The 19,706-nt window shown below is 33.4% G+C and carries 12 protein-coding genes; 2 read left to right on the plus strand and 10 right to left on the minus strand.

Annotation, left to right across the window (positions count from 1 at the left end):
* Window positions 1-12 precede the first annotated feature (12 nt).
* From EP747_RS19160 to EP747_RS19200, 9 genes are all read right to left on the minus strand, one after another.
* Window positions 13-888: a carbohydrate ABC transporter permease gene (locus EP747_RS19160; protein WP_129691675.1), complete on the minus strand. Its 876-nt coding sequence runs from the start codon at window positions 886-888 to the stop codon at window positions 13-15.
* Between the two features lie 28 nt (window positions 889-916).
* Window positions 917-1,807, minus strand: a complete 891-nt coding sequence (locus tag EP747_RS19165; RefSeq protein WP_129691676.1) for a carbohydrate ABC transporter permease — start codon at window positions 1,805-1,807, stop codon at window positions 917-919.
* Window positions 1,800-4,778 carry an extracellular solute-binding protein gene (locus EP747_RS19170; RefSeq protein ID WP_129691677.1) on the minus strand — a complete coding sequence of 993 codons (2,979 nt, stop codon included), beginning with the start codon at window positions 4,776-4,778 and terminating at the stop codon, window positions 1,800-1,802. The genes EP747_RS19165 and EP747_RS19170 overlap by 8 nt, the downstream gene beginning before the upstream one ends.
* A gap of 24 nt (window positions 4,779-4,802) precedes the next feature.
* Entirely contained in the window at window positions 4,803-6,158 is a 1,356-nt protein-coding gene (locus EP747_RS19175; RefSeq protein ID WP_129691678.1) for an ABC transporter substrate-binding protein, read from the minus strand.
* Window positions 6,159-6,362: 204 nt separating this feature from the next.
* Window positions 6,363-8,732, minus strand: coding sequence for a beta-galactosidase (locus EP747_RS19180; protein WP_129691679.1), 2,370 nt, complete (start codon window positions 8,730-8,732; stop codon window positions 6,363-6,365).
* 185 nt (window positions 8,733-8,917) lie between these two features.
* Window positions 8,918-11,329 (minus strand): beta-galactosidase, encoded by a 2,412-nt coding sequence (locus EP747_RS19185; RefSeq protein WP_129691680.1) that lies wholly within the window; start codon window positions 11,327-11,329, stop codon window positions 8,918-8,920.
* Between the two features lie 141 nt (window positions 11,330-11,470).
* Window positions 11,471-12,835 carry an ABC transporter substrate-binding protein gene (locus tag EP747_RS19190; RefSeq protein WP_129691681.1) on the minus strand — a complete coding sequence of 455 codons (1,365 nt, stop codon included), beginning with the start codon at window positions 12,833-12,835 and terminating at the stop codon, window positions 11,471-11,473.
* A 345-nt stretch (window positions 12,836-13,180) separates the two neighbouring features.
* Window positions 13,181-14,014, minus strand: coding sequence for a protein-glutamine gamma-glutamyltransferase (locus tag EP747_RS19195; protein ID WP_129691682.1), 834 nt, complete (start codon window positions 14,012-14,014; stop codon window positions 13,181-13,183).
* Window positions 14,015-14,361: 347 nt separating this feature from the next.
* Complete coding sequence (locus EP747_RS19200; protein ID WP_129691683.1) at window positions 14,362-16,758, minus strand: Ig-like domain-containing protein; 2,397 nt, start codon at window positions 16,756-16,758, stop codon at window positions 14,362-14,364.
* 871 nt (window positions 16,759-17,629) lie between these two features.
* On the opposite strand from EP747_RS19200, the gene EP747_RS19205 reads away from it, so the two are divergent.
* Together EP747_RS19205 and EP747_RS19210 are read left to right on the plus strand one after the other, a co-directional pair.
* Entirely contained in the window at window positions 17,630-18,286 is a 657-nt protein-coding gene (locus EP747_RS19205) for a hypothetical protein (RefSeq protein WP_129691684.1), read from the plus strand.
* A 257-nt stretch (window positions 18,287-18,543) separates the two neighbouring features.
* The gene (locus EP747_RS19210; RefSeq protein WP_129691685.1) at window positions 18,544-18,735 is read left to right on the plus strand and encodes a hypothetical protein; all 192 of its coding nucleotides are present in this window, start codon (window positions 18,544-18,546) and stop codon (window positions 18,733-18,735) included.
* A 155-nt stretch (window positions 18,736-18,890) separates the two neighbouring features.
* On the opposite strand, the gene EP747_RS19215 is transcribed toward EP747_RS19210, so the two are convergent.
* Window positions 18,891-19,331: a hypothetical protein gene (locus tag EP747_RS19215; protein ID WP_129691686.1), complete on the minus strand. Its 441-nt coding sequence runs from the start codon at window positions 19,329-19,331 to the stop codon at window positions 18,891-18,893.
* Between the last annotated feature and the right edge of the window lie 375 nt (window positions 19,332-19,706).

The raw sequence follows: 19,706 nt of genomic DNA on the forward strand, positions 1-19,706 counted from the left end.
CGCTCCTAGCATTTACTTAATACCTGAATGAGCCATCGTATCCATTACTTGCTTTTGCATAAATATAAAGATAATTAAATTAGGAATAAACATGATTAATGACGCTGCTGCAGTTAACCCTGTTCCAGCAACTGTATTCCCGTTAGCAGTAGTCAACGTACTCATATAAAAAGCAAATGTTTTAATTCCTTCATTGTTAACATATAAATCTGACGTTTCAATGTTATTCCACACTACTTGAAAGGCTAATATTGCAACTGTGGCAATTGCAGGCTTAATATTTGGAATAATGATTCTGAAAAATATTTGAAAATCTGATGCTCCATCCATTCTAGCTGCTTCAAGCAATTCATTTGGAATTTGATCAATAAATTGCTTAACAAGAAACAGACCTACAGGAAGAGCTAATAAAGGTAGAATATGAACCGTAAAAGTATTAATTAAGTGTAATTTTTCTATAATAATATATCGAGGGATCGCAACGGCCGCCGGTACAAACATTAAAGCGAGTGTATTTACCTCAAATATTGTATTTTTTAACTTGAATTGTTTCTTTGACAAGGCATAACCTGCCATCGTACTTATTAAGATTATTAAAACTACAACAACAATGGTTACAACAATACTATTAAATAAATATCTTGTAATTGGCGTTCCACCTACATTTCCACTATCTAATAAATTAAGGAAGTTTTGCATTGTAGGCTTTTGTACAAAAAATCGTGGTGGAAATGCAAATAATTCATCAATTGGTTTAAACGCATGATTAAATATGTAAATGATGGGAGAACCCATTAAAATTGCCATCGGAATTAAAATGAGATAGAACTTTATTTGACTTTTATGAAACTTTTTGGGATTAATTTGTGTCCCTTGAAAAGAAGCCATTTTATCCCTCCTTAACTATGAAATTTGTTTAATCTTTCTCCTCAAATAGTTTTCTTGCTACTTTTGAAAACAAGTAAACTACCAATAATAAAACGACTGAAATTGCCGCTGCATAACCCATTTCATATCGAATAAAACCATAATCATCAATATGATTGACCATCAATTGACCTGCGTTTTGAGGTGTAGGATTTGTCCCTGAAAGTGCCACACCAATGGCACCGGCCTGAAATGTATTTACTACTGCCATTACTGCACCGAATAGCATTTGAGGTTTCATGGATGGGATCGTGATGTAGATTATTTCTTGAAAACGATTTTTGATCCCATCAATATATCCAGCCTCATAGATTTCAGGATTAATATTCAATATCCCAGATAACATCGCTAAAAATCCTACTCCCATACTTGTCCATAGGGTTACAATAATCATTATTGTCATTAAGTACTCTGGAGACTGTAACCATTGAATTGGTTCGGTAATTAAATTTAAGTTGAGTAGTAATCCATTCAAATATCCTGATGCATCTCCACTAAAAATTACAGTCCACAAAACTGTCATCGCAACTCCAGCTGTCATCGATGGTGAATAAAGAATTAACGCCAAAACTGTTCTTGGTTTATGTGGAATTTGTGCTAACATCCACGCCATTAAAAATGATAAAATATATCCTCCTGGGCCAACAAGTAGAGAAAACTTCAGCGTATTTGGTACAACATTTTGCATAAAAACTGCATCTTGTGTTAATAAACTTACATAATTCTTTAATCCAATAAACTTAGGAAATTCAATTGAGTTAAAGTAAGTAAAAGATAAACCAATGGCTATTAAAACGGGCACTATAATAAAAATTAAAAATAGTAGAATATAAGGGCCAAGAAAGACCCACGCGTTATAATCATTTTTTTTCTTATTCATTATTGGTACCTACCCATTTTTTGACTGTTTCTAATCTTGGAAGAATGTATGGTTTGACAACTTTACCATCATTCATATAACCAAACTCCTCCATTTTCCTTCTAATTTCCCGATCAACGATAATGGTAGAATCATCGATAGAAGCACGTAGATTTGCACCATTAAACACTACCTTATTCCAAGTATTACTAATCTCACGTTCAATCATATATGCTCCTGGTGTCTTTGGAACTTCCATTAAATATTTCCACTGCTCTAGAATGACTTTTTTATGACCTTCTGGAAGAGGAGAATTTTTAAACGCTTCCAAATTTGCAGAATTCCACATATATTCTGTTCCATAAATCGTTTGGAGGTTCGTTGCGAAATCGGTTTGAGTCTTTGTAGACATCCACCATTTTAATAGTTTCCAAGATTGCTCTTGTTTTTTACTTTTTTCGAACATCATAGCAGATTGTGCGGAGCCTGTAGCCCACCTTGAAATTGATCCATCTTTTTGCTCTACACCTGGATATAATGCAATATCCCAAGAACCAGCAATTTCTGGTGCTGCAGATGTTAATTTTATATAAGTCTCAAAATTAGATATTCCAATCGGTATTGAGCCATATCGGAATGAATTATAAAAATTCGGAACCTGTAATGGTAAGCTATACATCGTGTATAAATCAGTCATCAATTTCATACCTTCAATTGATTCCTCTGAATCAATTGCTGTACTCATGCCATTTTTTGAATAAAGATCCCCACCATGCTGATAAATAAAAGGCGCTGTAAACATGAATGCTTTATTAGCAGAAGTACCCGATAATGGAATAAAGAAATTTAGCCCATACCTTTGTAGTTCAGGTAACATTTCCTTCACATCATTCCAGGTATTTGGAATTGGAATATTTAGTTTATTTAATATGTCCTTACGATAATAAAGAACGTAAAAATCCTGTGTTTCTGGTAATGCATATACTTTGTTATCAATCATCATTGGCATAAATGCACCTGGAGAAAATGTTTGAATATACTCTTTAAAATCCTTAAATTTACTTAAATCAGCTGCAGCTCCACGCATTGCTAATTCATATGGAGTACCAACGCTAATCCCTAAGGCAACATCTGGCTGCTGATTTCCAGCATTTGCAAGGATTAATTTTTGCTCGTTCGGCATTACGGAAAACTTTACTTTGATTCCTGTTTCTGCTGTAAAAGTACTATCTGCCATATTTTGCATCAATTCGACATATTGTTGATTTCGATTTACCCAAACCTCAACAGTATCTTTATCTACTGAAGACGTGTCATATGTTTTATTTGTAAAAGAAAAATAGAATTCTTTCACTTTGCTTGTTAACTTATTTACAAACCCTGTAGTAGCTTTAGGAAGCTTAGTATTACCATGTACATAAATTCGATCAAGCAATAACGGTTGTGTTTGAAGCGAACTTTGAATATTCCCTAAAATTTGTGTCGCTGAGTTTGATCCGTCTGAAAGGTCCGTTAAGCGCTTTGGAATTTTATCAGGATCGTTTTTTAGTTTATTTAATTTCGAAATAATTAAAGCTAAATCAACTTCTTCTAATGATTTTGAATCGTTGTCATTTTCGTATATTTTTCGTAATTCGTTTTTATTTTCATCTAATCTTTCAGTCCAAGAGGTTAATTGATCCTTTATATCAGGTAAGTATTCGGTAATTTTCCAATCACGATTACTATCAGTCGAATTGCCTGTTAATTTTTTAATTGATAAACTTAAATCATTTATCTCATCCATTATTTCTTTTAAATTATGAATGATTGGTTCAACAGGTGATGCATCAGCAACTAAAGTAATTTCATGTTCACCTTTATTTAAATAAAAGTAATAAGGTTTGTTTTTTTCATCTGACAGCGTCTTGTTGTGCCATTTTTCTGAAAAATCAAACTTGTAATGTTCTACTTCCTTAAATGGTATCTTTCCATCTATTAGTAAGCTTCTGAACACTGGAGAACCAGATTTAGCATTTTGTAACATTTTAAAAGTAAGAGCGTAATTCCCTGCCTTTTTCACGTTTACTTTCCAGGTAACACTTTCTCCAGCGGATTCTCCGCCATATAGAGTATTCAATAATAATTCATTACTTTTATATGGGATGACATCTGGATTTTTAATTGTAGTTGGTCGGATTCTTGAAGTATTTTTAATATATGGGTGCTCTGCTTCTATTGTGATTAGATCAGATTGCACTTTGTCATTAAAATATTTTTCTTTATACTCTTCGTATGAAAATAACTTTTTTGGTGATTGCACATAAACTTTCCCTAATAACATACTTCCACTTGTATTTGTTAATGTAATAATATTTTTTCCCTTTTTCAAATGAAATTGTAATGGTTCTGGTTGTAAATTACTTGGATCTTGAGCCAGTACATGATTCCATTCCTTAATTTGAACTTGTTCTGGAATCAGTTCATTTCCATAGTTATTTTTTTCGAATGTTTTAATTTTATCTTTCCAATTAATTGGGGCTACTATTCTCCGACTCTCGTAAAACTGAAATTGTCCATTTATTTTAATAGAGAGTTCTGGATTTGAAATTTCTTTACTTAAACCATAATAATCGAATCCTATTTCATATAGAGCATCTTCAGGAGTATTTAGTTCAATATTGATTGATTTATTATTAGAAAAGTTTATAACGCTTTCATTATAGTCCTTACTATTATTTGCAGATATGTAATCTTTCTTATCTACATTTTTAAATAAATTAGGAGAAACAGCACTTTCAAATGAAGTGCTGTTTTTAACTTGTTTCTCCCACTCTTTTAGGACTTGATGAAATTGTTTTTCTACTAAAGTCTGTTCACTTGATTTTAGGTCAGTAGCAGAATTTGTCATTTTAGTTCCTTCTGCCCGAACAGCTGAGACACTTAAAATATTGATACTACTAACTAATAAAACAATTGAAAACCATTTACTTAGTTTAGATACCAATGCCATCGATCCTTCCAAGCTATTACGCAATTATTTTTTCATTGCATTAACTGCATTATCGTATTGTTGTTGAGCTAAATCATTTAATTGCTTTGCATAGTCTTGATAATTAACTGATCCATATACGCTATCTTTTAATAAGTCAACCACCTTTGCATTATCATTATCGCCAATTTTAATTCCTGTAGTTGCTTCCCATCGAGACGCGGCATAACCCGGTACGATTTTAATTGGATCAATCATTGCTTTATCTAAATTTTCATATGCTTTTTGAACGCCTGGTACACTAATCATATCCCAATACTTTGCTAAGACTTCTGAGTCGGTAGTAATTGGTAAAGTATTAATTTCGGTACCACTCTTAATGCTTAAATCCATTCTTTTTAAGAATCCATCTTTTCCAAACGACATAAATTTGGCAAAATCATAAGCTTCTTTTTTATATTTTGTACTTTTTGCAACACCTAAATAGTCAACAGCCATCGCTGTTCTTCCGCCTGGGATTCCAACAAAATCCCAATCAAAATCTACATTTTTCGCAAAATCGCTATTCATCCAAGTGCCATTCCAGAAATATGCAATTTGTCCTGCTTTAAAAGCGGCTCCAATATCATCGCCACTTAATTTATCTTTTTGTTCCTGATTTAATCCTTCATATGCGTATCCATTTGTTCCTAAGTCTTTTGCCATTTTTACACCTTCAAACATTTCAGGTGAATCTAAGTGATATTTACCACTTCCGTATGTAAACCAATTTACATTTTCATTTTTTGCTCCTGAATACCAATCAACAAAATCTGTCGTTGAATTGATTCCTACAATACCTTTACCTAAGTCCGTTGTATCTTTTATTCCATTAATAAAATCAGGTAAAGAAATTCCATATTCAGGTGCATCTATGTTTGCATTATTAAAAATATCTTTGTTTACGTAGTATCCCATAAAATGTTGTGCAAATGGAATCGCATATGTTTTGTCACTATTTTTCGTTGACTCTTTAACTGATTCTGGTAAACTAGTAAAGTCTTTATCTTTGTTTACTAAGTCAGAAATGTCTAGTAACCAATCATTTGTTATTCCTGATGGTATATCAGATAACATAAACACATCCGGTAATTTCCCAGCACTAGCAGCTGTTGATAAGGAGCCCTTCCAATCATCGTTTGTAATATTTTCATCTATTTTTATATCGATGTTTTTGTGTGTTTTTTCGTATGCTTCAATCATTAAACGTTCTAGATTTTTTTCAGATTCTGTACCAAGATTCCAGTTTGCATAATTAATTACTATTTTTTTATCAGCAGTAGTTGAAGAAGTTTCTTTGTTGCAAGCAGCCATCGTTAAGGCAACTGATGCCGCGGCGGCAATTTTCAGAATTTTTTCCATTTTCTATTTCCTCCTAAATCTAATTGTATAATCAGGGGTTATCGAAACGTTTCTATGAATTTATTATACATAATACAGTAATCGCTTTCAATTCCAATTTTTAATTTTTAGTAAATTATTTATTAAGTTTGTCGAATTTTTTAACATTTATATTTTATATAAAAATAAACCACTCAAGTCTTACTGCTCAAGTGGTTATTTATATTAAATACAATTATAGAATTTTAATTCTGCAACTTTTTCTCGTGTGTTTATATTTACGATGTATTGATTAAGATCAATTTGTTTTACTTTAATACTATTATTTTCTTGCGGTTTCCATTTTGTTGATTTAAATAAAAATTCTTCTTCTTGCATAATTTTCACATTTACTTTTATTTCATTTTTTTCACGTTCAACTTCAAAGATTTCACCAGTACCGTACTCAATGAATATATCTTCAGTTAATTTAACTTGAATCGGAAGAACTAATCCGCCTTTACGTGGAATCGTAATCCTTTTACCATTTAATACCTTCTTACCTTTATATGAAATAGTTGTTTCCTTTTCATATTCATCGAAATTATGTATGAATATGAATTTGCAATCATTTTCTGAAATTCGAGCAAAAGCATCAATTGCTTCAATATTTTCATCAAACGAAAAATCACTATAAATCCCGAGCTTATTCGTTATTTTTTTGATCGCTTCTAATTGATAATCAAATTGTAATTCCATACCTAAACCAATCACAACAACTTTGCCGTCACCCAATTTTTTTTCAAATGCAACAACATCTTTATCATCATCTTCAGTCCACGCAAACGCTCCCTCGGCCTGATTAAATGTTTGCATCATTGCTGCTATGTTCTCCATATCTTCAACAATAGCAAAACCATGTTTGATCCCTTTTGGATCTACTTCTATAAAATCCTTCAATATCGTACACGGAGTACATTTCATTGTTTCAGTCGGTAATATTGGGAAGATCATAAGATTCCCACCATTTTTAACATAATTTACTAGTTTTTGTTGGATCCTAGCGTCCATCCACCTTGTAGAAAAAACCAAAAGTGATGAAATTTTTTTTACATCAATTTCTCCATTTTCTAGTAGGTTATAGCCGTCGAAAGCTATATTGTTTATTGTTAAGCCTTTCGCAATTCCATTAAATAAAAACGCTTCTCTCCATTGCTCTATTTCTTTTATCATTCCTTCTGTATACTTATTATGAAATTCTGTCATAAAATAATCTGGATAAAATGCTAGATGTGTATTATATTCAGGCTTTGTTTTTAATAATTCATCATTATATACTTGGAACATCTTACCTAAATGTTGGATTGATTTATAGTGTGCTCTCTCTTTCCCAATTGCTGAAAGAGGTGCCTGCCATTCATGCCTTTTTCCAAATAATCCTATGTCTTCGTAATTTTCGCCACTGACAAACATGTAATAATTTACTGCATTCATACCGTTGGCAACACTTAATCTTGTAATTAAATCAAATGCTGATGGTTGTAATCTTGGCTTATCCGTAATACAACCACCTTGAAACTCCGCTGAAAATAATGGTTGATCTCTCGATTGAACTGATCTAGTAAATGCATTGGCTACGATAATATCCGTATAATTATCGTATTCTAGATTACCTATATAGTAATCTCCAGCAATAATAACATCTTCTATTTTTGTCGTTTCGATTAATTGTGAAATGCCAATTGGATATTTCATTCCGCGCTTTAAAATACCACCAACTGTATCAAAACCATGAATATTTACAACAAATGGAATCGTTATTTGATTTTTCACAGCGAATTCTTTTAATTTTTCTATATATGTACGATAATGCTCACGCATAAATAAGCTATATTCATTTTGTAGAGCAAACGAGTAACTTTCCTCAACTTTTTTAATCTTTTTTTGGACAAATTCGTCAATATTCGAAATTTCATCAGTAAATATATTTTTGAATTCTTCGAGACTATATTTTTGTTCTAAATAATCTTTAAAATATTTTAGGGTTACATCATTATAGTCACCTTGATTTGTTACCCAGTGGAACATGCCTACTTCATTATCAAGTTGGAACATAATAACTGGACCACCATTAGTAACTTGAAGTGGGGAAATAATTTCACATACATGCCTGTACCAGTTTTCTGTTTTTGCTAAATAAATTGGGTGCATATAACTTACTAAGCGTACTGGATGACTCTCTCCTTTTTCATTTTTTGCTAATGCTTCATCATAGTGGTCAATGAACCACGTTGGTACGCCGTGATCAACAATTTCCGCCATTACATATGGTCCTGGACGAACTAGGCAATACATATTTTCATCTTGAATCATTTGAAGAAAAGCTTTCAAATCTTTTTCAGATCTTGTTTTTCCAGTTAAATCAATTTCTCCCTCCGTCCTTTCATGAAACTGCCATGGAATATATGTGCTAACCATATTTGCTCCGGCAGCCTTAATTTGTTTAATTCGATTCTTCCATTCGCTTTGTGGTAGTCGAAAATAATGTAATTCTCCACCAAATAAAATGACTTCTTTTCCATTTATTATGACATTTTCATTTTTTATTTGTATCATTTAGAAAATCAACTCCATCTTTAATAGATTACTACTTATAATTACTTTGAATTTATTAAAAACACTCAACTCGCTTGATTCAACTGCCTGTATTCCGCCTTACTAATTCTCTTTACGTTCTAATTCAGAATTTGCATATATAATAGAAGAAACAGGAAATTCTAATGAAGTCCTGTTTCATAAACCTATTGAAAATATATTTTTAATTGATCATCTACCTTACCATGTTTAGTAGACTTAACTAGTATTGAGTCACCTTGTTTTTCGATTTTATAGTCATGACTTGGTAAAATTTCTTTTTTCGTATAAAGTTTTATAACATCTTCCGCTTGAGTTAAACGGAATTGGATTGAATGGTCATCAATTGCTTGAATTTCAGCAGTCGCATATTCAATAAGTATTCCATTTATATTTAGATTAATTGGTAGCATCACACCGTCTTTACTATTAAGAGTAAAGTTTCGACCTTCGAATAATTGTGTTCCATTATTATTTAGATGGAATTTTTTATCAAAATCATCCAAGTTTAAGATGTGAATAAATCTTTCGTTTTCTTCATTAACAGTAGATGTCATAAATATCCCATGATGGATAAAGTCGTGTGTAAGTTTAGGTGACGCTCCAAGTTTTTCGAGTGCAGTTTTAAACAAATCTATGTCACATCGATACGACATTGTAAATGCTATTACTCTACCTTTACCAGCATTTATGTCAAAACCACAGACTGCATCTGATCCGTACACATGAAACACTGGTTCACCATTCGTGAGTTTAAAAGTTTGAGCTCTATTTGAACGCACTTCTGGTCGTGGTAATGCCCAATTATTTGGATAGATTGATAGATAATGATATCGATCTTCAACTTGATCACCCGTATACTTTAATCCTAGAGCATCAATTAAAATTGTACATTCATTGCCTTCCATATCAAATAAAGGAAGTTGACCATAAATAAGTAATGAACCTCCTGCATTTACAAACTCTGTTAATTTCTGTTGGATATGTTTGTGTAAATATTTAGCAGATGGGAGAACAATTACGTTATTCTTTTCTGGATCTAATTGTTTATTTTGAATATCTATTGAACTAAAACGATATCCAGCTAATAACATAGCTCTACCCATAATTTCCCATGCTCCATATGAACGATTCATTTCAATATTTGAATAGATTTCTTTCATCTTTTCACTTTTTGGATAACGAGATTCAGTCATATAATAATCAGGGATGAAGGCGAAGGATACATTATCTAGCTCTTCATTCATCGTTGCTACTTTATCTGCAACTGCCATTACAGTCTTAATCCCTCTTGCCATTCGTGGGTACGTATAGTTTAATTCACCTTCTGGACTAATAGGAGCAGCAAATCCATGCCTTTCACCTGTAAATGCTACTCGATCGTTTCCATCATTCACTTTTTGATTTAATCGATAATTTCTACCACCGGTCATTAAATAATAGTTAATTAATCGATTCCCTTGTGCAATACACATTCTATGTTTAAAATCTACCGCTGAAACATCTAAGCGTCCTGCAAATGTCTCACCATAGTTTGCGTCGCCACAAGCAAACTCAACAGAAGTTAGAGGTTGATCTTCATTATGAACGGCCTCCATAAAGCCATTAATTAAATATAAATCTTGAAAACTATCCATATTTAAATTGCCGAAATAAATATCAGAACCAGAAATATATCCTGGAGCTTGTGTATAACTTTCATATAATTGACTAATACCGATTGGATAAGTAAAGCCACGGCCTCCACCAGTACCATGTATATTAATAACAAATGGAATATCCTTTACTCCAAATTCCTCGCAAAATCTTCTTAACTCATGAACGTATCTTGCAAAACGATTTCTCATAAAATAGCCTAAATCAAAATGTAATTGACTAGTGTATTCTTCCCTTGGAGAACGAATAAACTGAATTCTATTTTCGTAATCTTCGAGGTTAAATGGATAACGATTACTTAATGTGTTTACATCGTATTTTTCTTTTAACCATTTTACAAAATCTTCTATTAAATATTCAGTTAAATCTGGTGTATTTGATACCCAAGATAACATTCCAATCTCATTATCTAATTGGACACCAATAATGTTTCCACCATTTGTTTGTAATCTAGGTTTAATAATTTCCATAATCACTTCATACCATTTCTTAGTTGTATGAAGGAAATTTGGAGCTAAGTAATCTAACGTTTTTGTCTCTGCCGGCTTATGATCCCATCCAATAGGAACAATTTCTGGATATTTTTCGTATACCCAAAAAGGAATACCTTCATTTTTCATTTCTGCCATTATGAATGGCCCTGGACGAACAAAAAAATAAAGATCGTTTTCTTGACATAAATCAATGAATTCTGCGATATTCAACTCAGGGCGAGTCCTACCATCAACATCAAATTCTCCCTCAATTGGCTCGTGACAAATCCAAGGTACGTATGTTGCTACTGCATTACAGCCAGATTCCTTTAATTTATCAATTCGATCCTGCCATTCTTCTTTTTCCAACCGATAATAATGTATTTCACCACAAGTAATGATGACGGGTTTTCCATCAATTAGGATTTGTTTATTTTTTATTTCAACCATCTGATCACCTCATTAAAAATTCTAAAAAGGCATATGATTTGCCTTTTTAGAGAAACGTTTCGATTTTTTAGTAAAAATTTTAACACTTTTATGAAATTATTAGAAGGTTAGATTAGTAGTTTTCGAGTAAAAATATGTCAATTATTTAATTGCCTTTGTAATAACGTCTACAGCCTCTTTGTGGCTTTTATTTGCTAATTCATCTAATTGTTTCGCATAATCTTGATATTGTATTACCCCTTGAGATGCAAAATTAAATAAGTCCCACACATTTGGATCATCCTTATCCCCGATTTTCACACCAATTTTTGCTTCCCAACGTGCTGGAATATAACCTGGTAAAGTCTTCATTGGATCGACCAAAGCATTATTCAAATTATCGTAAGTATCTTGAATACCAGGGATGCTATAAATTTCCCAATACTTATCTAGTAGTTCCTTGTCAGTTGAAATTGGTAATGTTGTTAAATCTTGTCCATTTTTAACACTCAAATTCATACGTTCCTTGAATCCTTCTTTACCAAACGACATAAATTTAGCAAAATCATATGCTTCTTTAGGATGCTTAGTATTTTTAGAAATCCCTAAAAAGTCATTAACAATAGCTGCTCTTCCGCCAGGGATTCCTATATAATCCCAATCAAAGTTTAATTTTTTCATAAAATTGGGAATATTGTATGTACTACTATAATAAAGTGCAATTTGTCCGGATTCAAATGCTAGTCCTGCATCCTCACCGCTCAGTCCTTCCTGCTGTTCCTTTTTTAATTGTGAGTAAGCATAACCATTAGATGCTAACTCTTTCATTTTATTCATTCCATCAATCATTTCCTTTGAGTTTAAATGAAATGAACCATCTGCATAAGTATACCATCCTAACTTTGGATTTGCCGCACCAGGATACCACTCTACCGAACCTTGAGTACTATCAATACCTACTGTTTTATTTTCAAGATTTGTTGCCTTTTTTGCTATTGTTAAAAATTGATCGATCGTATATCCGCTTTTTGGAACATCTAAGTTTAAGCTATCAAGTATATTCTTATTTACAAAATACCCCATAAAAAATTGAGCAAATGGTATTCCAAATACTTTCCCCTCGACCATTGAGGCATTTTTTACTGTATCAGTAATCTTAGAAAATTCCTCGTCCTGATTAGCGTACTTAGATACATCTAATAACCAGTTATTTGCTAAACCAGTTGGAATATTATTTTGCATGAATACATCCGGCAGTTTTCCAGCACTTGCTAATGTACCTAGGGCCTGGTTCCAATCACCATCTAACACTTCAACTTGAATATCAACATTCTTATGCTTTTTCTCGTATGCACTAATCATCATTCGCTCCAGATTTTTTTCATTTTCTGGACCATTATTCCAGTTCGCGTATTTAATAACAATCTTATCTTTGTTTTCTGCTGTACCTGATGTTTTTTCTTTCCCACATGCAGCTAAAGTAAAAACTAGGGTTGTAGCCATTGCAACTTTCATTAACTTGCTCATAATTCTACCTCCTCATAAAATGAATTGTTACCTCTCGAAACGTTTCACTTTGTAAAAAAATATCTAATAAGTTCTTCCTCATCGAAACGTTTCTATTAATCAAATTGTACACATTTGTGTATGCGTTTTCAATACTTTTTCTTAAAGAATTTAATACCTTTTTTTGTCGAGTTTTGACGATTCCACTAAACTGCTATTTAGCTTAATAAAAAAAATCGACTAAATAGCCGATCAAGTTGTAGTCTAGTTACCTTAAACAAGATTAAGTGTCATATGGAATGTTGGAGATAAAGAACCTCACCTTGGTTTTGAGTAAGTTTAAGTAATTGCACAAATTACTAAGCATCACGTAAAGTAATTTAACAAAAACATATAATAATCAAATGAAATCGAACTTTCATTATGATGGATGACTATATTCTTATATTTATTAATTGAGTGATCTCTTTGCCAATTCGATAATTCCGCCAAATGTTTAAAATTCGGTCTTGTAACTGAATTAGTCAGGTAGGCAGACCGATAAGCTCCTGGCCATCTCATTTTATTTAGGGTATAAATCATTTGTTCAGCTGTCATTATTCCTAATCCATGTCCAAAATACGTACCATCACCTAGAACAACTGCATTTTCTCCTCTCCACTCTGGGGTTAGTGGATTAAATTCTGGATTATTAAAATACACGATATCTCCAGGAAAAAAACGGTTAGAATACTGGGCATTTACTCCTAAGTCAGAATCAGTATGCCAGCCGTATAAATAGATGTTTCGAAAAATTTGATTAAATAAGTTTTCACCAATCAGATTTAGGACCGCATGGTAATAGATAATGACCATTGCCGTTGCACATTCAAACGCATAAAATGGACTATTAAAGTAAATATCATTAATCGCGTCAGAAGGTTTTACCCCTTGCCTTAATAGGAATCCTCCTGTTCTCATTAATTGCCAGTACATTGGATTACATCGCGATTTTGCAAATACTGCAAAGGTCACTCTACTTTGAAACATAGCTCTTGCACTTAAAATGATATTATTTCGCAACATATTTTCAAACTCATCAATCGATCGATATGCATGAACCGCTGGATCTTCATTCATCTGTTGAATTTTCATTCTTATTACACTGTCAGACGCCTCCGTGTCACTTTGCTGAATGGGCATCCCTGTTAAATGATTCATAATATACCTCTTTTCAACATCAAGTATTAATTTTCATGTATACCCATCATATTCAAACATCGCTTATAAGTGTATATTTGCCTAAGAACCTTTCCCAGTGGTTCATATTTGCTTAGCGCCAATTTAAATATGAACTTAAAAATCCAAAATAAATTTAGCCATAAAAAAACTACACGTCCGATTGTTAGTCGTGTCTAACAATCGGGGTGCAGTTCAAAATTGTGGTCTTTTTCTTTTGTTCAAAATCAACAATTTACTTTAACAGAGCCTAGTAAATAAGTAAAACACTGTCAATGCCGCCATCGCATGAAAAAAGAGCCTAAAAAGATAATCTTAGGCTCTTTTTTTTATTTTTGAACAGTCGTGTGAACTGTATAGCTCGTGATGCCAGAACGGTTGCGAGCATTGATACTTAATTTTGTTCCAAGTTTTTGTTTTGGAATTTTGACCGAGTATGTTCCTTTACTAGATGTGACGGCTGACCCAATCAATTTCGAACCAGATTTCACATAAACCGTTGTAGTTGGTTCGGATTTACCTGTTATAGTAGTTGAATTGATGCTAACTTTGTTAACTGTTGGTGTCTTAGGGGCAGTAACTACCTTGACTGTCGTGCTTTTACTGGTATTTTTTGAAGCATCCGTTGCAGTAATGGATAAAGTTGTCCCAGACAACTGTTTTAAAATCGCTATGCTAAAAGCACCTGTGCTAGTTGCTTTACCAGTTTTCAGTACTATTGTTCCTTTTTTAATCGTAATCATTGCATTTGCTTCCGATTTACCTGAAACAGTCGTTGAAATATTGCTGATACGATTTACTGACGGTGCATTAGGAGCAATTGTATCTTTAATTTTTGATACCGTGACTTTACTTCGATTTCCAACTAAATCCGTTGCCGTTGATTGAATTGTTTTATTTTGAGCAACGTTTTTTAATGTTACTGTAAATTGACCATATTTATTTGCCTTCGTTGTAACTGTATTTCCAGTAGTTAGTTGACTAGTCAACGGAACAGCAGTTGACATTGTACTTGCAGTTTTTGCACTAACCATCGAATCGATCGAAAGTGCAGACGAACGAGAAGCTGTAATTGGGCTTAACAAATTAGTCGACAGATTGATTGTCGCATTTGGTTCGGCTGTTCCTTTTACAACGTTAGTAGCATTATCAATGCTCATGATCACAGGTGGCTTTGGTGCAACAGTATCACGAAGAACATTTTCAACCACAGTGTCCGTTCCAGGTGGCGCTTCCGCTGGGAACAAATCTTCTAAGAAATACATAAAATGAACCGTTGTATTCGCTCTTAATGGAGTTGTTAATGGAACAGTAAATGTTCCGTCCGGTTTTGTCATGACTTCGTACGGATAATTTGCTGCATTAATCGATAATTTGATGTTTGGTGGTGCAGTGCCTGTGATGGTCAAGGATGAATCGTATAATGAGTTCACTTTAATGCGCGATTCTGGCTCAGGTACAACATTTACCGATAAATAATCGACTAACCCTTGATAGGTTGCTTTGATAATCGTGCTCCCTGCTTTATTCGCAATGAGTTTATGAGATGCATCGATTGAAACAATTGATGAATCAATCGGTGTTAGGGTAATTTCGTTTGGATCAAGAAATGAAAGTTCATTCTTCTCATTTACATATTGCAAACCATAATAGGTTGATTGATTTTCTTTTAATTGGATATATGGATCTTTAAACTCAATCCGTTTTGTTGCAGGTTGAATCATTGGATAACCTTGTACTTCAATGAATTCAGGGTCTTCGTAGTTTGTATCATTTGTATTTTTGGTGTAAGCGATTTTATCCATGTTTTGAGAAAATACAACTTGATCGATATCACTACCTACTGTGCGTAAATAAGCACCAGTTGTTGCATTGAAAAATTTGATTTTATGAATATAATGAAAAATCAATTCATTGTTTTTCCCGTAACTAATCGTACGAGAGGTTGTTTTATTTGTTTTGGATGATTCATTGATATAGACATTAAAAACAGTAGAAGATTTTTCAAAATTTTGGTGCACATTGTATTGCACGAATGGGTTTGCGATTCCTGAATCATTTGTCAAAGATAGCGTGTTTCCGTCTGGGCTAAATATCATTTGACGAATTGGATAATAGCGTGTCGTTTTAAATGGATTTTCAATTGTTTTGATGACTTTTTTTGTTTCGTAATTGATAATTTCAATAGTTGAATCATCTGTGACTGCAACAATTGGTTCGGTTGGATGAATACTAACACGTAATCCATATTTGTAATCGAATGTTTTTTCAAACAAGACTGATTTTGTTGTATCATCATAGATGGTTAGTCCATAGGTCCCATCTGATAATTCATGAGTGATGCCCATAATGCGCTCGTCGGACCCTTTAAATGAAAGTTGCGCGATGTGATAAGGTAAGGTGAATAGTTCATCCCCTGTCGTCACATTAAAGAACGTCAAATTTTCACCTTCATTAGAATACAAGTAAGAACCATTTGGACTAAAGTTAAGATAGCGAACAGGAACATGGTTTAGTAATGCACCTGTTTCTGTATCGTACATCCCAAAATTCACGAAAACACGTTTTCCGTCTGGTGAAAGGATTGGGGTGTTACCGGGACTCGCAAATATCAAGGAAGAGTTCGGTTCGGTCGCAGCTAAGACTACTTTCTGTTGAGAAAGTGATGTAATCGTACCAAAAAATAGCAGTATACATAGTAAGGATAAGCTCGTTTTTTTTATCATATATTCCTCCTGAATGAATAGTCACTTCTCGATTATATAGTGTGGAAGATAAGAAAGATATAAGAATATTTGTAATAGATAGGTAAGTTAAAAAGTGTTGATATTCTTATTCTAGGTAAGTGGTTCAATTATAATAGACACAACATTTCATTCGTTCGGAAAACCGAACGTACTTATTCCGAAAAAGAGAGGGAATAACTAAATACTCAATCGTTTTTTTTATTGGCACTGTTAAAATAAATTGTTGATTTTTATCAAAAGAAAAAGACCATAATTTTGTGGTCTTTGTTTTTCCTTATGTAACAAACGCATGCGTTAGCCATCCATAAATACTCAGATTCACAACAGTGAATGGAAGTTTATATCGTACACCCATGGTAGTTGCATAAGACTGTATAAATTTATTTCATTTCTTTTCTAAAGACACTTAACTGACCACCAGATATCTGGACCCACTTCCAATTATTCAGTACAACATCAACAGGAACACACTGATATGGATTAAACATCGTTTGCCCTTGTTTATTAAATACTAATCCATTACTTAATAAAAAGCATGAATGGAGTGTATTTTGATCTTTTTTCCATTGTTTTCGCCTCTTCCGCCAACAAGTCTTCATGGAGAGTTTACACGAGTGGGGGCTGACAAAGTCTAATCGCTATGAAAACGGAATATATTGACTCCATAAGTGGCAAAAGTCAATGTTTGAAAGAAAGGGGGAAAACGGCTTCCGGTTTACACGGCTTAAAGCCTCTTAAAAAAATCCGCATAAGGAGATGATGAGGTTGAAACCAGTACCATAAGATCCCATCGGTGGTAATGAGGACATCATCATCAAATGGATGAAAATAAAAATGGAGAGTGTATCATATGCCTAAAGGATATATGCGGTATTTAGCAATTTGTGCTATGATGGGCGGCGTTTTTGAAATCTTATCGCAAATCGGGTTTGATATCTGGGGGTATGGTTCGGAGAAGGACATGGTATTTGTCATGGTCATCAATTTGGTTCAAACAACGGGAGACCTATTGATTCTTTTGAGTTTGGTTAGTCTTTTTCTCTATAGCTACAAGAAAAAACCAGGTAAGATAGTCGCCATTGGTTATGTGGTTTTCTTTATCGGACTTTCCATCAACCTGAGCAATCATTTGGGCGAAGCTTTTAACACTATCTCTTATTTGAATTTCCTTCACTCTTATCCGATTGAAGGGGGAGGAGAAGGTGTCTCGACCATTTCCGCACCTTTGGTGGAGTTAACTGGTCTTGACCGCTATTGGAAGATTCCTTACCATGCGGTGGAATCACTTTCGTTTCTTATTCCGTACGTCACTTTCTTTTATGTTGGCGTGAGTAGTTTCATCCAGCGAACGCTCCCTCGGCTATGTGCGATTTTTCTAATCGTCTTTTCACTTTGCGTGTTTAGCCCCATATCACACCAATTTAAATATTTCATTTGGGGATTTGCCTTCATATTGATTGGAAGGGCCGTCTATCGGGAAGATGTGGCAGCATCACTCGTTCCGTAAGTTTTCTGTTGTCCCTACTATTTCATTTACAGGAAGTGGTGAAATGGATGGATTTTTCTTTTTTAGAAAAAATCAACAACAACGGGAGCTATCTCACGACCAAAAAACGACTCGAAGCGATTTTTGAGGATGCTAATCAGATGAAAGTTTGGTTTACATGGTATCCTCGTCATAGAAGATTTTAGCCTGAACCACCGATCATCAAAGGGAATCGAGTGGTGGCTACTGTGTTTTATAATAGGGATCGGGTGGTTTATATGAGTTTATACCCTCTATCCAAGGAAGAGAATTTGGAAAAGGCCGTTGAAGATTTTAATAACGTCGTCGCACTCGAGATAAAACAATGGATAGACGAACAAATCAAAAAACCGGATACAGCCCTTGTTAGCAATGAAAGATTGGTCGTGGAATGGAATGGTCACAAAAATATCTTTCATAAGGTAAGTTAGGAGTCCTTCCATATAAAAGAGTAGAATACCTATCCATTATAAGGGATAGGCTTTTTCTCGTGTCTACTATAAGCGGATAATATCATTTTTGTCGGTCTTTAGTATTTCCACAAAATGTCATAATCACTATCGCATGCTTTAGTTGAATAAGGTGCCTAAAGTTTTTCGATTGAAAAAACCAAATCATCAAAATTCGTTTCAAAACCAAAGTCATTACAGTTATAAATAAAATTACCTTCTTTCTCTTCAACAATCATCCCCGATGAGTATGACTGCGACTGCCTTCCATCGCCTTTATCCCAGATATTATATAAACTTAGATATCCATTTTTCGAATGACATTTGCAAATAATCTCCTTAGGAGAAGTGTCTTCCCATAAATTAATACTCGGATAGATTTCTTCACTAAGTGCTGGTATTTCAATACCCACATCTGTTTTTAGCCATATTCCTTGCCTATGGAATGAACCTTTATTAATAAATTTAATCTTTATTAATTGTTGATCTTTTATTGGCTGTACTTCCCACTTAATAACGTTGTTCATTCCCTTTTCAGAAAATGACTTACTATAAATTCGCGCAATCCCAGTGTCCATTTCTCTTCTCCAATCCGAGTATGTTTATATGTATTTTACACTATAAATTTACAATTTCCTTATTCAACTATACTGCCATTTTGTTGAATAAAAAAATCGACTAAACAGCCAATCTTGTTGTTCAACTAATGCATGCCTTAGTTCAGCGTGAAATCAGTACATTTATTCTTAAACTAAAAGTTTTTAACTGATGAATCTTTCTATTTCGAATGATTATCAAAATTATTCGAACCATTCGAAATTAGTCACAAAAAATTCACATTTATTTGTGATACATTTCACAAAATACACTCTTTTCGTTATATAATCAATTTGTAATCGCTCACATATACACCAATATGAAAGTTTTGAGGAGATTGATCGCCTTGAATCCAA

The organism is Gottfriedia acidiceleris (genome assembly GCF_004138285.1).
In the GTDB taxonomy this organism is placed as follows: domain Bacteria; phylum Bacillota; class Bacilli; order Bacillales; family Bacillaceae_G; genus Gottfriedia; species Gottfriedia acidiceleris_A.

Bases quoted from the DNA above. Each gene is read 5' to 3' on its own strand.
- EP747_RS19180 (WP_129691679.1), bottom strand. From the start codon at position 8,732: ATGATACAAATAAAAAATGAAAATGTCATAATAAATGGAAAAGAAGTC.
- EP747_RS19210 (WP_129691685.1), top strand. From the start codon at position 18,544: ATGAGTTTATACCCTCTATCCAAGGAAGAGAATTTGGAAAAGGCCGTT.
- EP747_RS19165 (WP_129691676.1), bottom strand. From the start codon at position 1,807: ATGAATAAGAAAAAAAATGATTATAACGCGTGGGTCTTTCTTGGCCCT.
- EP747_RS19215 (WP_129691686.1), bottom strand. From the start codon at position 19,331: ATGGACACTGGGATTGCGCGAATTTATAGTAAGTCATTTTCTGAAAAG.
- EP747_RS19200 (WP_129691683.1), bottom strand. From the start codon at position 16,758: ATGATAAAAAAAACGAGCTTATCCTTACTATGTATACTGCTATTTTTT.
- EP747_RS19160 (WP_129691675.1), bottom strand. From the start codon at position 888: ATGGCTTCTTTTCAAGGGACACAAATTAATCCCAAAAAGTTTCATAAA.
- EP747_RS19195 (WP_129691682.1), bottom strand. From the start codon at position 14,014: ATGAATCATTTAACAGGGATGCCCATTCAGCAAAGTGACACGGAGGCG.
- EP747_RS19190 (WP_129691681.1), bottom strand. From the start codon at position 12,835: ATGAGCAAGTTAATGAAAGTTGCAATGGCTACAACCCTAGTTTTTACT.
- EP747_RS19175 (WP_129691678.1), bottom strand. From the start codon at position 6,158: ATGGAAAAAATTCTGAAAATTGCCGCCGCGGCATCAGTTGCCTTAACG.
- EP747_RS19205 (WP_129691684.1), top strand. From the start codon at position 17,630: ATGCCTAAAGGATATATGCGGTATTTAGCAATTTGTGCTATGATGGGC.
- EP747_RS19170 (WP_129691677.1), bottom strand. From the start codon at position 4,778: ATGGCATTGGTATCTAAACTAAGTAAATGGTTTTCAATTGTTTTATTA.
- EP747_RS19185 (WP_129691680.1), bottom strand. From the start codon at position 11,329: ATGGTTGAAATAAAAAATAAACAAATCCTAATTGATGGAAAACCCGTC.